This is a genomic window from Pseudoflavonifractor capillosus, from assembly GCF_016899775.1.
GTDB lineage: Bacteria > Bacillota > Clostridia > Oscillospirales > Oscillospiraceae > Lawsonibacter.
Genome location: NZ_JACJJE010000010.1, coordinates 30,859 through 45,837 on the forward strand (window position 1 = coordinate 30,859; position 14,979 = coordinate 45,837).

Genomic DNA, 14,979 nt, shown 5'->3' on the forward strand with positions numbered 1-14,979 from the left:
AATAGAGAGATAGGCAAAGTGAACCGTCTGCAATTTGCAGAGTATCAGCGAAACGTATGTTTTCATATTCTGTACAACATCCCAACTCGACATTTGCCTATCCCTATTTTCTTAACCTGCAGAGGATGGTGCCACTGACATAGAATATTTTGCCTGTAAAAGGCGAAGGGTGGATAGTATGAAAGATAAAGTGATTCGTGCGTATGACCATCTGGAGGAAGCGCTTTTATTTGTAATTTTGACAGCTATGGTGGCCATTATTTTCATACAAGTGGTGATGCGTTACGTATTCAGTAACGCTCTATCCTGGTCGGAGGAATTGGCGCGCTACCTGTACGTGTGGAGCACATGGGTTGGCGTCAGTTATTCAGCCCGCAGGGGAACTCACCTGCGGATTACCATGTTCCGGGACAGCTTGCCTCCGAAGGGGAGGAAGGGTCTGGAAATCATAGTGACAGTTATTTGGATCCTGTTCGGTATTTTCGTTCTGTGCCTGGGCATCGAGGCGGTCAGCACCATCGCTGCGTTTGGACAGCTCTCCTCTGCCATGCGCATTCCCATGCAGTTCTGTTATCTCTCGATTCCAGTTGGAATGGGACTGATGATTCTCCGTTTACTCGGGTCTCTCATAACGCAAATCAGAAATTTTGGACAGAGTGAGGAGGAGAAACCGGCATGAATCTTGTGCTCTTGTTTGTAATCTTCGGTGTTTTGATCCTGTTAAGTGTGCCGATCGGCGTCGCCCTGGGCGCTTCTACTGCGATTACCATTATTTTCACCAGCATGATTGACCCCGTTTTGATTGCCCAGAAAGCATTCACCGGCCTGGACTCCTTTAGCCTTTTAGCAATTCCCTTCTTCATGATGGCAGGCAACCTTATGGCCCACGGCGGTATTGCCCGCCGCATTGTAAACATGGCGGACGCGCTGGTGGGCAAATTTACCGGCGGCCTTGGCATTGCCACTGTCATCGGCTGCATGTTCTTTGCCGCAATCTCCGGCTCCGGTCCAGCCACTGTGACGGCCATGGGTACCATTATGATCCCTGAGATGGAGGAGCGCGGCTATGACCGGGCCTTTGCCACAGGTCTGACCGCCACTGCCGGCACTATTGGTGTCATCATTCCCCCCAGCATTCCGTTCGTCATTTACGGCGTTGCCTCTGGCACCTCTGTAGGCGACCTGTTTTTAGCCGGTTTTATCCCTGGCATTCTGATCGGCCTTGCACTGATTGTCGTCTGCTGTATCATTTCTCATAAACGTGGCTATAAGGGACACTCCGAGGAAAAAGGGAAAAACGTCAGCCTGGGAGCTGTCTTTCTGGATTCTATCTGGGCGATTCTGGCTCCCGTCATTATTCTAGGCGGTATTTATGGCGGCATTTTCACCCCCACGGAGGCGGCGGTTGTCGGCGTGGTGTACTCCCTAATCGCCGGTAAGTTCATCTACAAAGAGCTGACCTGGAAGGTGTGGATCGACACGCTTCGGGACACCGCAGACTGCAATGGTTTTACCGGTCTGGCTCTGGGCTTCTCCATGTCCTTCGCTTCCTATCTGGCTATTGAGCAGATTCCGAACAAAGTGGCCAGCGCGCTCATGGAGATGATCAGTTGGGATTGGCTGCTGATCCTGATGATGCTGGTGGTTCTGCTCATCGTCGGGTGCTTTGTGGATAACATCTCCTCCTGCTTGATCCTCACCCCGGTGTTCCTGCCTATCGCCGTCGGTGTCGGTATGGACCCGGTCCACTTTGGCATCATGATGACAGTAGCCCTGGCAATTGGCTTTGTCACACCACCCTATGGTGTCAACTTGTTCGTTGCCTCTGCAGTAGCGAAGCTGTCTATTGAAAAGATTTCCAAGGCAGCCATTCCCTTTATTCTGGCGATGGCAGTCTGTCTACTTCTGATCGCGTATATTCCAGACATCTCTATGTTCCTGGTACATTTGCTTGGGACATAATCCTTGTCCCGTGATGGAGAAATCACTGCCCGGTGTTTTTGTATCGGGCAGTGATTTCTCCTACCGCTAAGCTACAATGAGGCTGGACCATGTTTAAAAATGGGTAGAATCCCCACCAGCACAACCAAATAGTTCAACAGGACAAGCCATTTGATCCCGCACTCTCTGCTTTTTAGCAGCCGGCAGGGAAGGATCCCTGCATTGTGGATACGGCTCGCCAGGCGTACTGGCATTTTCGAACAAATCCTGTGTGCAGTTTTTTCTGAACTATAACCTTGGAAGGAGATATTTCCGATGCAGCAACGAGAATTCAGTCTGTGCTGCGGCACAAAAGAGTATTTCATTCAGGTGCCCGAGGGGGTTGCATTTCAATATGCAACACTCCCTCCGGTGGAGTGTCCAGAAAATCCAATTGCTGCAATTCAGGACGCGTTGGATTCTCCCATCGGCGCACCGCGTATCGAATCTCTGGTGCGGCCTGGGCAGAAAGTCTGTATCATATGCGATGATAACACGCGTCCCACCCCGGTCGATCAGATTTTGAAGGCACTGCTTCCGCGTTTAGCGCGTGCCGGAGTGGACCGGAATGATATTTCCATCGTTTTGGCCCTCGGCAGCCACCGCCCCATGACAGAAGAGGAAATTTTGAACAAGCTTGGCGCGGAGGTCGTGAGCCGGTATCGGGTTCTAAACAGCGAATTTGAAAATTCGGACTCTCTCGTCCAGGTTGGTACAAGTGAACTGGGGACTCCAATTCGCGTTTTTAAACCTATCATGGAGTCCGACATCCGAATCGGCATTGGATCGGTCGTTCCCCACGGCTGCATGGGGTGGAGCGGCGGAGCAAAGATTCTTTATCCGGGCGTCACAGCTGCAGATATTGTCTCTGAATTTCATGTGATGCAGGGCGTTCGGAAGGAGTTTCTTGTGGGCATGGTGGAGAGTCCTACACGCCTTGCTGTGGAAAAGTGGACCAAGTCCATTGGTCTGCATTATATCATCAACACTGTTTTGGATAAAAAGCTCCGGTTATATCGCGTTGCGGCGGGACATTATATCCAGGCCCACCGAAAAGCTGTGGAGTACGCTCAACAGGTGTACGGCATCCATCTAACCAGGCAACCAGATGTCATTCTAACTTCAGCCTATCCGATTTACATAGACTTTTGGCAGTGCGGGAAAGCGGTCTACGCTCCCGTCAAAGTCATCAAGCCGGGGGGAGAGCTTCTGGTACTGGCCAGCTGCCAAGAGGGCGTTGGACCGCACCCTAACATGCTGCCCTATATGGGGTTGGAGGATGGCCCGGAGCAGTTGGCCAGACGGTTGCAGAATGGCGAAGTTGGAGAAGATACGCTGACAATGGCAGTGGGCGTCAGCATGGGACGCGCTGTGCGGCACTGCCATACCACCTGGATCAGCGATGGTCTCACAGCGGAGGACTGCCATGTGGGACATATGTCCCATATCCCGGAGTCGCAGTTACAGCAGGCCCTTGAACAGGCGCTGGCACAATTTGCCCACCCGTTTCTTTTGATCATTCCGGAAGGAGGAGAGGCAGTCCTGATTTAATGATTTGCGAACGAATATTGTTTCGTATTCTGAATGCTGATTTTCCGCTCTAAAATGCAATTTTCTTTTGTGTAGCTTAGGCTCTGATTGAAAAAAGTCAATCTGCCAGAACAGCGGGTCTTTTTCCGCTATACTGCGATGATGTTTCTTGTAATCCACAGGATTGCTGCAACAAACTGCCTTGTCTGATAGAAATATCCATCGTCCTTTGGCACAGTTTCAATGTTCAAACAGGGCCTAGAAAATTCCGATTCTATGATTGTCATGGAGAATTTGCACAATTGAGAGTTCTGGGAAATCCTTCAAAGAAGATTTCCCAGAACTTTTTCTCTCAATTTATTGTGTACTATATACAATAATTTGATTTGTATTTGTGGGGGTAAGTCTATGTATCCCAGGACTTTTTACATCAAAAGCCAACGAATCAAATATCAAGAGACCAAACTAAAGAATCCAGTTTTTGCAAAATGCTATCTGATTAAAAATCCCTACCGGGATCAGATTGTCGCGATCCCGGACGGGTGCATCGATTTCCAATTTGTCTGGGAGGGGGAGAAGTGCCGCGGATATGTCTGCGGGAGTTATCTAAAAGGAAACCCATCCAAGATCGGGACCTATCAAAAATGCTTCGGCTTAAAGCTCCATCCGGGGGTCCTGTTTTCCTTTCTGGAAACCAGTCAAATTTCCCTTTTTATTGAAAATCGGATCTCCCTGGAGCAGTTTTTGAACATATCATCTCTGGAAACTCAACTGCAGTACCAGGACAGCTTCTCCGATCTTATGGAGCGATCTTTAAACTTTTTTCAGTGTCAGTCCCTTTATCCGACCCATAACATCGCCAGGGAGACTATGGATATCATTTTGCAGACCTCTGGGTCCACACGGATCTCTGAGATTGTGCAGTCCCTTGGTTACAGCCACCACTACGTCAATAATCTGTTTAAACTGCACTATGGCATCCCCACCAAAAAATACGCGGAGATCGTGCGGGCCCAGGCGGCCATCGAATCGCTTTATGTGAACGATGTGATGGATGTGGTGGATGAGCTCGGCTATTACGATCAGGCCCACTTTATCCGGGCCTTTAAAAACTGCACCTCGCTGACTCCGAACTCCTTCCTCTCCCAGCTGCATGCGCAGAACGGGACGGTCATTGTGTAGAAATTATCGCCATTTCTCCCTTGCGTACCGCAGCAGCTCCTCCCGGAAATCCGGGTGGGCGATGGCGGCCAGGGCCTCCGCCCGCTCCCGCAGGGTCTTGCCGGAGAGCTTGGCCACACCGTACTCGGTGGCCACATACTGGATCATGGTGCGGGGTGCGGAAACCGTGCTCCCCCCGGCGATGCAGGGGACGATGTTGGACTTCAGAGTGCCGTCCTTCTTCTTGTGGGTGGCATTCAGGCAGACGAAGCCCTTGCCGCCTTTGGAGCGGTAGGCCCCCTCCAGGAAGTCCATCTGTCCCCCGATGCCGGAGAGCTGCCGGGTCCCGGCGGACTCCCCGTTCTCCTGGCCCATCAGGTCCACTTCCACTCCGCCGTTGATGCTGATGACATTGCTCATCCGGCTGATGCGCTCCACCGAGTGGACGTAATCCACATCCCCGGGGCGGAACAGCTGGGGCTCCTGGTCCAGCCAGTCGTACAGCTCCTGAGAACCCATAGCCAGATTCCAGGTGGACCACCCCCGGTCCACCTCTTTTCTTGCATTGGTCAGCTTGCCCGCCTTCCACAGCTCCAGAAAGGCGTCGCTGATGGTCCCTGTGTGGCAGCCCAGGTCCTTCCGGTCCGACTGGGCCAGCAGCTTGGCCACGGTAAAGGGCACGCCGCCCACCCCCAGGGACAGCACCGCCCCGTCGGGGATCTCCTCCACCACCAGCTTGGCGATCTGGAGGTCGGTCTCGCTGGGCTCCCGGTAGCTGCGCAGGGGCAGGGGCTCGTGCTCCCCCTCCACCACATAGTCCGCCTCACTCAGGTGGACCCGGTGGGAGCCGTCCCCCCCCTGGAGCCGGGGCAGCTTCTCGTTGATTTCAAAAATCACGGTGCGGGCGCTCTCGAAAATGGTGCGCCAGGCATAGTTGGAGATGCCCAGGCCGCAGTACCCCTCTCCGTCCGGCCGGGACACCGGCACGAAGGCCACGTCGCAGCGGATGTGCCCGTCCCGGTACAGATAGGGCAGGGAACGCAGCATGGCGGGCATGAACCGCACCAACCCCCGGCTCTGGAGCTTGCGCTCATAGTCCCCGATGTGCCAGCTGTAGTATGTAAAGGACTCCTGCTCCGGGTCCTGCTCCACCACCTCAATCCGGGGGCGGATCACCAGACCGCCCCGGATCTTCACGTCCCGCACGGCCCCTTTCCGCCCGGCCAGCGCCCGGTCCAGCAGCTCCGGAAAGCCGGCTCCAAAGCCGTAGTCCACCCAGTCGCCGTCCCGAACTGCCTGGACTGCCTCCTCGGGCGTGACAAATTTGATTGTCTCTTTGTGTACCATAATAGCTTCCCTCCGTTTCAAAAATTTCCCCTCTGACTGGGCACAGAGGTACGGCTATAAAAGCCGTACCTCTGTGCCGTGAAATGAAAGAAAGGGGGATCGTGATCGTTTAGTCAGCCCAGATCTCTTCATCCGATGGGACATACATATCGGGCACTCGATAGGAAATGCGACTCACATTCATCAGGTGCGTGTACCACAGATTCTCGCTGATAATGTTGTTGCCCCAGGTGCCGCAGCCCAAGGTGGTGGTGGGGTTCAGGCCGTTGTCCATGGCGCCGCCCAGAGCGGTGCCGCCCACCTGATTCACCGCATAGCGGGATACATTGACTACGTTGGGAACCGCTTCAATATGCTCCCGGGTGTTGGAGTGGATCACCACGCTGTGGCCCATCCCCTCCACCGCCAGGTTGGCCCGGGCAATCTCCATGGCCTCATCCCAGGTGTCGTAGAGGAACAGCGCCAGCATGGGGAACAGCTTCTCCTTGGCCAGCACCTCGTCCCGGGCGTACCCGTGGGTGCAGCACACGATGACCTTGGCGTCCTGGGGGACGTCCTTCAGACCGGCCAGCTCCGCCATCTCCTGCACCGTCGTCCCGGTCCAGGCCTTGTTGAACACGCCGTCCGGGAAGGCGCTGTCCCGTACCTTGTCCGCTTCCTCCTGGGTTCCGATGTAATAGGCCCCGTTGGCCTTTACCGCCGCGATCATCTCCTCCGCCTTGTCACGGGGACAGATGATGTTCTGCTCGCAGGTGCACAGCACGCCGTTGTCAAAGGTGCGGCCCGCAATGACCATCTTGGCTACCTCGTCATAGTCCACATCCCGGTCCACCAGCACCTGGACGTTGCCTTGGCCCACGCCGTAGACGGGCTTCCCGGAGGAGTAGGCCGTCTTCACCAGCGCGGGGCCGCCTGTGCAGATGCACAGGTCGGCGGATTTCATCAGCCCGGCGGACAGCTCCATGGTGGGCTCCGCGATGATCTGAATCAGGTGCTTGGGCATCCCCAGCCGGTCCAGAGCCTCGTTCATCAGTTCCACAGTTCGGGCGCCCACCCGCTTGGCCCGGGGGTGGGGGCTGATAATGACCGCGTTGCCGCACTTCAGGGCGCACATGGAGTTGTGCATGGGGTTGATGACCGGGTTGGTGGTGGCGGTGACGCAGCCCACCACGCCGATGGGCTTGGCCACCTTGACAATTCCGGTCTCCTCATCCCGCTCGATAATACCGCGGCTCTTCTTGCCCTTCATCCGCCACCAGGTGCTCTTGGACTTGTTCCGGCACTTGGCGATCTTGCTGTCCACCTTGCCCATCCGGGTCTCTTCCACCGCCAGGCTGGCCAGCTCCTCCGCATGGTCGTACACTGCCTTGCCGATGGCCCGCACGGCCTCGTCCACCTTCTCCTGGGGATATTCCGCAAACTCCTCCTGCGCTTTCCGCGCCGCAGCGATCAGTTCATTTAAATACTCCTGCGTGTCCATATCTAACACAACTCCTCTCTATCACAATTTCTTAGTCTCTGCAATAAAAATAGGACTTTGTCAGGGAAAAGGTTTTTCCTTACCTGTAACAGTTTTCATCTGGATGCACCACACCCGGACACGTGAACAACTTCTGGAGAAGGCCTGCTCAAAACGGTCCTCTATCATATTAGCAGGAGTCAGCTTTTTGCACAGAGCATGAAGCGCTAGAGCTTTTTCTGTGTCGTCCGTAATTTCTGACGCAATTCCCATTACATTTGCGGATTGATAATAGGTAGTGAATTTATCAGTTGCTGCTTGGTTAAATGCTACAAAGGATACGCACACTCGTGGATCATGTTCTAAGAAAGACACTTTCGTTCCTTCAACGGCTCCATGGAAATATAGACGATCCTCTACACGAGCAAAAGAAACCGGAGTACAGTAGGGACCTCCATTTGTATTTTCGTTTTCGCCAACCATTGCGATTACGCCATACGCACATCGGTCTATTACCTGATAGGCAAAAGCCCGATCTTTCTCAAAGTCTTTGCGTCTCATACTGATTTCCTTATCCACTGTTACATCAACCGTTAACAGTTTCAGCCAGCGCCGCATCCATAATCTCAAAGGCGATGTTCAAAGTCTCCTCATCTACATTGAGCGGTGGAATCAGGCGGATATTGTTGTGGTCGGCACCGCAGTCCAGTAGGAACAGGTCACGCTTCAGGGCATTGGCCTTAAAGGCACCGCAGATATCACCCGCGGGCGACTTGTCCTCGGGGTGGACAAATTCCATGGCGTTCATCAGCCCGACGCCACGCACATCCCCGATCACGTCGTATTTATCCTGGAGGGTGTGCAGCTTAGCTCGTACGATCTCGCCCATTTTCCGACAGTTCTCCAGCACGCCGCCTTCATACAGCTCTTCCAAAACGGCCAGAGAGGCTGCACAGGAGACCGGGTTGCCGCCAAAAGTTCCTCCATGGGCACCCTTGGCCCACTTGTCCATAATCTCAGCCTTGCCGAACACCGCACTCAGAGGCAGGCCGCCAGCGATGGCCTTGGCTGAGGTAAAGATGTCTGGCTCTACACCCAGAGTCTGCCAGGCAAAGAGACTGCCGGTGCGGCCAAATCCGCTCTGGACCTCGTCGAAAATCAGCAGGATGCCGTGTTTGTCGCACAGGTCCCGTACATACTGCAGCCACTCCACGGGTGGGACCACATAGCCGCCCTCTCCCTGAATCGGCTCCATAATAATGCCGGCCACCATAGAGGGATCCACGATCTTCTTGAACAGATCGTCAAACTGGGTCATGTACTCCTTGGGACACTTGCCGTCCTCCATCTTATAGGGGGTGCGGAACAGGTAGGGGTACTCAGCAAAGTACACGCTGGGCATCATGGGCTCGTAGTACTTGCGGTAGGCGGCGTTGGAGGTGGTAATGGTTGCGGTGGCCATGGTGCGGCCGTGGAACGCATTCTTCATGGAGATGATGACCGGGCGATGGGTGGCGTACTTGGCCAGCTTCATGGCGCCTTCGTTGGCCTCCGCACCGGCATTGGAAAAATACACCTTATATTTCCCGCCGGTCTTCTCCACCAGTTTCTCCACCAGGGTGGTATAGGGCTCGTAGTAGAGCACGTTATGCCCCGCATGGATCAGCGTATGCAGCTGCTTCTCAGCGGCGGCGATGATCTTGGGGTGGCAATGGCCCAGCGCGTTGCAGGCGATCCCAGATGCAAAGTCCAAAATTTTCCGTCCATCCTCGGTGTAGAGATAACAGCCTTCCCCTCGGATGACGCACGGCGTCGTATCGCTGTGGAGCGCCATCGGCGGCATCAAATTCTGCAATCTTTCGTTCTGTGTCATGCGGCATCTTCCTTTCTGAAATCAGTATCCCAAATAGAAACGGGGGCAACTCCTTATGTCGCGATTATAGCAACTACTCTCATCAAATGATTGTAAAAAGTGGACATTATATTTCTGAGATTTTCTATCTTCTTGGACAATATGTCAGACAACTGCCCCCCGAACTCCTCCAACCTAATTTGGACTGATTTCTCTCAAGAAAGGTCTTTCGACAAACTGAAGACCGTGCTGCAGAAGGACACTTTACAGCACACTATATTTTGCATAATTTCGCAGATTTATAGTTTATGAAATGACATACGGTACAGGGCCTTGAAGCCATTTTCAGCGTATCAACAACCACCTGGTTAACCAAAATCAGTCGATTGCTGATATCTAACAGGAACTGAAGAACACGCAGGAGACAAAGACTGGGGAGTTGGCCGCACTTCGCATAGAACTGGAGTATATCCAGGCGGAACTAGATGTTAAGAAGTCCGCGCTCATGACAGAATTGAAACAGAAAAAGTGTGATATGGAAGGAATGAAGAAAAATCGCGAAAAGAAAAAGGGCATACCAGAAGCATCCAGCACATAAAGGAAACCGGCTGGACAAGGAGTATTCTGCCCCTGCCCCAAATTCTGACCCAGATTGCTAAAAATCGCCGTGGAGCGGAGAGTACCTAACCTTCGGCTTTTACCGGTTTTCAGCCTAAAAATGCCAGAAAAGCGTTGAAGCGCAGCGAACGGCCAAACTAACAGCGGCTCATAATCCGGAGGTTGCAGGTTCAAGTTCTCCTCCCACAACCAGAAGACCCTTGAAGCTCAAAGGCTTCAAGGGTCTTATTTTTTCTTGACCGGTCTGAAATGAGGTCCCTAGCATTTTTCTAACACATGTTCAATTTTTCAGTCAACTTAGGCCTCTCAGGGCTCTATGGCAGAAGGCTTTTCAATTTCTCCGAAAGGCGCTCTGTCAAGTGCTCAGGACACCAGTTCCAGAAGGAACGCAAGTATTAACAGTAAAGAGGCTGCCGTTTCCGCCGGGAACGACAGCCTGTGCTGTTATTTCAATTGACTGCCGTCTGAAAAGGCCTTACCCATCTTTTCACCCAAACTCCAGTATGTCCCATTGGCCGGGTCAAAGGTGAGCGGCTTCAGCTTGGCCGGGTCGATCATCCCCGCCTCGTCCAGGATAGCCTCGTCCGCCCCGGCGTTTACGATCTCCCCCACCATGAAGTGGGTGTTCGGGTCGTAGCTGAGCAGCCTGCACTCCAGCACCAGGGGCAGTTCGTCGATCATAGGTGCGTCCACAAATTCGCTCCTGGTCACATGGAAGCCGCTCCGCTCCAGCTTGTCGGGCACCTCGTTTCCTGCGACCAGCCCCACATAGTCGGCCTCCACCAGATGGGCCTCGTCCGCCACGCTGACGGTGAAGGCCTTCCGCTCCAAAATGTTCTCCACGGTCTTGTGGTTGGAACTGAGGCACAGGAAGATCTTGTCGCCCCCCGCGATGCCGCCCCAGGCGGCGTTCATGGCGTCCGGCGTTCCATCCTTGTCGCAGCTGGCGATGACCATCACCGGCTGCGGATATAAAAAGGGCTTGGCCCCAAAGTTTTTTCTCATCGCAATTTCTCTCCTGTATCAATCATGGATCTTATAGTTTCGAAGCAGCATCTCCGCCACACCGGGGGCCTCCGGATCGTGGCTGCCCCTGCCGGTGTCCAGGGAGCGCAGCTCCACCATCTCAGCTTCGGCCAGTTCAAAGTCGAAGATGTCCAGGTTTCCGGCGATCCGCCCCGGGTTGGTGGACTTGGGCAGAACGATGAGGCCGCTCTGCACTTCAAAGCGGAGGATGATCTGGCCGGAGTTCTTGCCGTATTTCTCCGCCAGCTTGGCAATGACGGGGTGGGAGAGCAGGCTGCTGTCCCCGTGGCCCAGAGGCTGATAGGCCTCGATCTTCACATCATCCTTGGCCAGCAGTTCTCTAAGTTCCCGCTGTTGGAAGAAAGGGTTGCACTCCACCTGGTTCACCGCCGGGAGGGTCTTGAACTGGGGAACAAACTCCTTCCAGATCTTCGGCGTCATGTTGCTCACGCCGATGGACCGGACCTCGCCCGCGGCCTTGGCCTCCTCCAGCGCCTTCCACGCTCCGGCTACATCGCCGTAGGGCTGGTGGAGCAGGTAGAGGTCCACATAGTCCATTCCCAGCTTCTCCAGAGAGGTGTCCAGGCCCTTCTTTGCCGCCTCATAGCCGTAGTCCTGGAGCCACAGCTTGCTGGTGATGAAAATCTCCTCCCGGGGGATGCCGCTGTCCCGGACCGCCCGACCCACATCCGCTTCGTTGACATAGGCGGCCGCCGTGTCGATGTGCCGGTACCCGGCGTCCAGGGCCGTCCGCACCGCGTCGTAGGTGGGGCCGTCGGCGGGGATTAAAAATACCCCAAAACCGACTGTGGGGATCTTGTTGCCGTCGTTCAGTGTGATGGTCGTCATGTGAAAACACTCCTTTTATGAATTTCTGTTTGCGTCGATGATCTCCTGCAGAGAGATATGGGGATTGCGGTAGCGCGCCTTGGGATTTTTATCTGCGATGCTCAGCCCGATGGCCTTCTGCGGACAGTTCTGGGCGCAGGCCAGGCAAAATTCGCAGGTAGTTTGTTTCCTCCTGGCCTTGCCGCCCTCTAGGTAAAAGTTACCCACGGGACATACTGATTGGCACACCCCGCATCCGATGCAGCCCTCCAGCACTGTGATCTGGCTGTCCGTCTGGTCCCAGATGGGGTCGCTGGTGCCGATGCCCTGGTAGATGCAGAAGTCGTCTCCATCCCAGCCGCCGTCGGACACCACCTGTTCCAGATAGTCCACCGTCTCCACCGGCTGATACAGCCCGCCGTAGGTCCCCATGATCCAGCAGTCCCCGCTCATGGGTACGAAGTACTTGATGTAGTCCAGGTTATAGATAAACTGATACCAGGTTGTGACCGCCCCCAGGGAGAAACCGCCGAAGGCCCGGTGCTCCCGGGAGGCCTGAAGCCCCTCCTCCGTCACGTCCTGGGCATAGGTGTGGTACCGGCTCTCCACAAAGGGGATCAGGTTCTCCCTTAAATCCCGGTGGAACACGGACAGCTCCTCCACCGAGCGGGAAAAGCCCTGGGACTGGTTCTGGGCATCGAAGGTGGCACACACCACGATCACCGGCGGGATGTCCCCATTTTCGATCATGTGGTCCAGCATGGGAACGATATCGCTCTGGGCCGGGTCGAAGAAGTCCCCCGCCGTCATGGTCCAGCCGTGCATCAGATAGAGGACGTCATACCGGGTATCCTGGTCCGCTTCGTCATAGTCGTAGGGCAGATAGACATAGGCGGTTTTCTGGATGGCGGGCTCGGCAGGGTCCGTATAGTTTCGACTGTCGTAGGTGATCTCCACCACTTGCCCGGGGTGGCCGGAGGGGACAAAATATTCCTCCGGCACCGCGCTGATGTACTCGGTCTGTTCCTGGGATGCGGTCTCTTCCCGCTCCATATTCCCTGCCGCCTCTGCCATCTGGGTGGTCTGCTCCGGCTGGGGCCGGTCCGTACCGGACCCGCTGCTGCAGGCCGTCAGGCCAAGCATCGCCAGAACAAGTAGTCCCGTAATCAGTAATGGTTTCATGTTCTTGTTACCTCTTGCGGAAACAAAATCGCCGGCTGGCAGGGTCCGGCATGGTGTCGGACCCCGCCAGCCGTTTCAAAGGGCAACCTTATTCGTGAACTTTCACCTGGTGGAGCATCTGGACAAACTTGGGGTCGCTGTGGTCCACGATCTCGCTGCGGCCGATGTCCAGCTTGGCGATCTCCGCCATGTCCTCGCCGCTGAGGGTAAAATCCCAGATGTTGATGTTCTGCTCCATGCGCTCCTTGTGGACCGACTTGGGGATGACGGTGACGCCCCGCTGGACGTTCCACCGCAGGGCCACCTGGGCAGCGCTCTTGCCGTACTTCTGGCCGATGGCGGTCAGAACGGGGTGGGTAAAGATACCGTGGTTGCCCTCGGCGAAGGGACCCCAGGCCTCGGGATGGACGCCGTACTCCTTCATCAGGGCCAGAGCGTTCTCCTGCTGGAAGAAGGGGTGGAGCTCCACCTGGTTGACGGCGGGCTTGACCGCCACAGTCTCGCAGATGTCCGCCAGAACGTGGGGATAGCAGTTGCACACGCCGATGGCCCGGAGCTTGCCGGCCTTGTATGCCTCCTCCATGGCCCGCCAGGCGCCGATGTAGTCGCCCATGGGCTGGTGGATCAGGTATAGGTCAATGTAGTCCAGCCCAAGTTTCTTCATCGAGGTCTCAATGGCCTGCTTGGCCCCCTCATAGCTGGCGTCCTGGACCCACAGCTTGGTGGTAATAAATAACTCCTCCCGGGGCACGCCGCACTTGGCGATGGCACGGCCTACGGCCTCCTCGTTCATATAGGCGGCGGCGGTGTCGATGAGGCGGTAGCCGCTCTCGATGGCGTCCAGCACCGCCTGCTCGCACACGGCGGGGTCCGGTACCTGGAACACGCCGAAGCCCTCCAGAGGCATCTCAATTCCGTTGTTCAGCTTGACAGTCTCGATTTTGTTCATGATATGCTTCCTCCTTCATCTTATAAACTGCAGTGGATGGTTGTCTTGTATGGATCGCGGCTCCGCCGCCTCCGCGGAGAGTTCTTTCTCCGTGGTGTTCCGTTCCCCCTAAGCATGAATTTTTACGCTGTTGAGCTGCCTTGCGGTGGAGAAACAGTGGTGGTCGATGATCTCACTGTGGCCGATGTCCATGCCGGCGATGCTCTCCATCTCTTTTCCTGTCAGCTCAAAATCAAAGACATTCAGATTTTCTATCATCCGCTCCCTGTGGACCGTCTTGGGAATGGCCGGGATATTCCGCTGGAGGTGCCAGCGGAGGATGACCTGGGCTGTGGTTTTTCCGTGCCTGCCGGCGATCTTGGCCAGTGTCTTGTGGTGGAAAATATCCTTCTGCGCCTCGGAGAAGGGGCCCCAGGCCTGGGGGACCACGCCGTAATCCTCCATGACCCGCAGGGCGGTGTTCTGCTGGAAGAACGGGTGGATTTCAATTTGATTGACCATGGGCTTGACCTCCTGGTTCATGCACAGGTCCACCAGCCGTTCCGGGGTGAAGTTGCTCACCCCGATGGCCCGGACCGCTCCCTCCCGGTACAGCCGCTCCATGGCCCGCCAGGCGCCGTAGTAGTCGCCGAAGGGCTGATGGATCAGGTACAGGTCGATGTGACCCAGACCCAGCTTCTTGAGAGATCGGTCAAAGGCTTTGAGGGTGCCGTCATACCCCGCGTCCTGCACCCACAGCTTTGTGATGAGGAACAGCTCCTCCCGGGGCACCCCGGAACTGCGGAGCGCCGCGCCGACAGCGGCTTCATTTTCATAGGATGCGGCGGTGTCAAACAGGCGGTAACCGGTCTCCACCGCCTGTAAAACACATTGCTCGCACTGTACAGCGTCTCTGATTTGGAATGTGCCATAGCCGACCATTGGCAGCTCCACACCGTTGGAGAGGGTTCTGTACTGCATAGTGTCAAGCCCCCTTTTGTCTGATTTCTTCCCGATGAGCACATTGTAGGACCGTTTTCCTACAAAGTACAGTGCCGATTATGCAGA

At 55.3% G+C, this 14,979-nt stretch carries 13 protein-coding genes; 4 read left to right on the forward strand and 9 right to left on the reverse strand.

The window, feature by feature from the left end:
* The first annotated feature begins 178 nt into the window (after window positions 1-178).
* The 4 genes from H6B31_RS04750 (at window position 179) to H6B31_RS04765 (ending at window position 4,692) form a co-directional block, all read left to right on the forward strand.
* A complete protein-coding gene (locus H6B31_RS04750) occupies window positions 179-679 on the forward strand; it encodes a TRAP transporter small permease (protein WP_204897450.1) in 501 nt (166 codons plus the stop codon).
* Entirely contained in the window at window positions 676-1,962 is a 1,287-nt protein-coding gene (locus tag H6B31_RS04755) for a TRAP transporter large permease (RefSeq protein ID WP_204897451.1), read from the forward strand. Before H6B31_RS04750 ends, H6B31_RS04755 begins: the two co-directional genes overlap by 4 nt.
* A gap of 294 nt (window positions 1,963-2,256) precedes the next feature.
* Window positions 2,257-3,531, forward strand: coding sequence for a lactate racemase domain-containing protein (locus H6B31_RS04760; RefSeq protein WP_204897452.1), 1,275 nt, complete (start codon window positions 2,257-2,259; stop codon window positions 3,529-3,531).
* A gap of 849 nt (window positions 3,532-4,380) precedes the next feature.
* On the forward strand, window positions 4,381-4,692 hold the full coding sequence (locus H6B31_RS04765) for a helix-turn-helix domain-containing protein (RefSeq protein WP_204897453.1): 312 nt from the start codon (window positions 4,381-4,383) through the stop codon (window positions 4,690-4,692).
* A 3-nt stretch (window positions 4,693-4,695) separates the two neighbouring features.
* On the opposite strand, the gene H6B31_RS04770 is transcribed toward H6B31_RS04765, so the two are convergent.
* The 9 genes from H6B31_RS04770 to H6B31_RS04810 all read right to left on the reverse strand — a co-directional run bounded on the left by H6B31_RS04770 (window position 4,696) and on the right by H6B31_RS04810 (window position 14,892).
* Window positions 4,696-6,018, reverse strand: a complete 1,323-nt coding sequence (locus tag H6B31_RS04770; RefSeq protein WP_204897454.1) for an acetyl-CoA hydrolase/transferase family protein — start codon at window positions 6,016-6,018, stop codon at window positions 4,696-4,698.
* A gap of 109 nt (window positions 6,019-6,127) precedes the next feature.
* Window positions 6,128-7,498, reverse strand: coding sequence for an aldehyde dehydrogenase family protein (locus tag H6B31_RS04775; protein ID WP_204897455.1), 1,371 nt, complete (start codon window positions 7,496-7,498; stop codon window positions 6,128-6,130).
* A gap of 60 nt (window positions 7,499-7,558) precedes the next feature.
* Window positions 7,559-8,095, reverse strand: coding sequence for a pyridoxamine 5'-phosphate oxidase family protein (locus H6B31_RS04780; protein ID WP_204897456.1), 537 nt, complete (start codon window positions 8,093-8,095; stop codon window positions 7,559-7,561).
* A complete protein-coding gene (locus tag H6B31_RS04785; protein WP_204897457.1) occupies window positions 8,064-9,350 on the reverse strand; it encodes an aminotransferase class III-fold pyridoxal phosphate-dependent enzyme in 1,287 nt (428 codons plus the stop codon). The genes H6B31_RS04780 and H6B31_RS04785 overlap by 32 nt, the downstream gene beginning before the upstream one ends.
* 1,041 nt (window positions 9,351-10,391) lie before the next feature.
* Window positions 10,392-10,952 carry a flavin reductase family protein gene (locus H6B31_RS04790; RefSeq protein WP_204897458.1) on the reverse strand — a complete coding sequence of 187 codons (561 nt, stop codon included), beginning with the start codon at window positions 10,950-10,952 and terminating at the stop codon, window positions 10,392-10,394.
* 18 nt (window positions 10,953-10,970) lie between these two features.
* Complete coding sequence (locus tag H6B31_RS04795; RefSeq protein ID WP_204897459.1) at window positions 10,971-11,822, reverse strand: aldo/keto reductase; 852 nt, start codon at window positions 11,820-11,822, stop codon at window positions 10,971-10,973.
* A gap of 15 nt (window positions 11,823-11,837) precedes the next feature.
* The gene (locus tag H6B31_RS04800; protein ID WP_204897460.1) at window positions 11,838-12,983 is read right to left on the reverse strand and encodes an alpha/beta hydrolase-fold protein; all 1,146 of its coding nucleotides are present in this window, start codon (window positions 12,981-12,983) and stop codon (window positions 11,838-11,840) included.
* Between the two features lie 88 nt (window positions 12,984-13,071).
* Entirely contained in the window at window positions 13,072-13,923 is an 852-nt protein-coding gene (locus tag H6B31_RS04805) for an aldo/keto reductase (RefSeq protein WP_204897490.1), read from the reverse strand.
* A 117-nt stretch (window positions 13,924-14,040) separates the two neighbouring features.
* Entirely contained in the window at window positions 14,041-14,892 is an 852-nt protein-coding gene (locus H6B31_RS04810; RefSeq protein ID WP_204897461.1) for an aldo/keto reductase, read from the reverse strand.
* Between the last annotated feature and the right edge of the window lie 87 nt (window positions 14,893-14,979).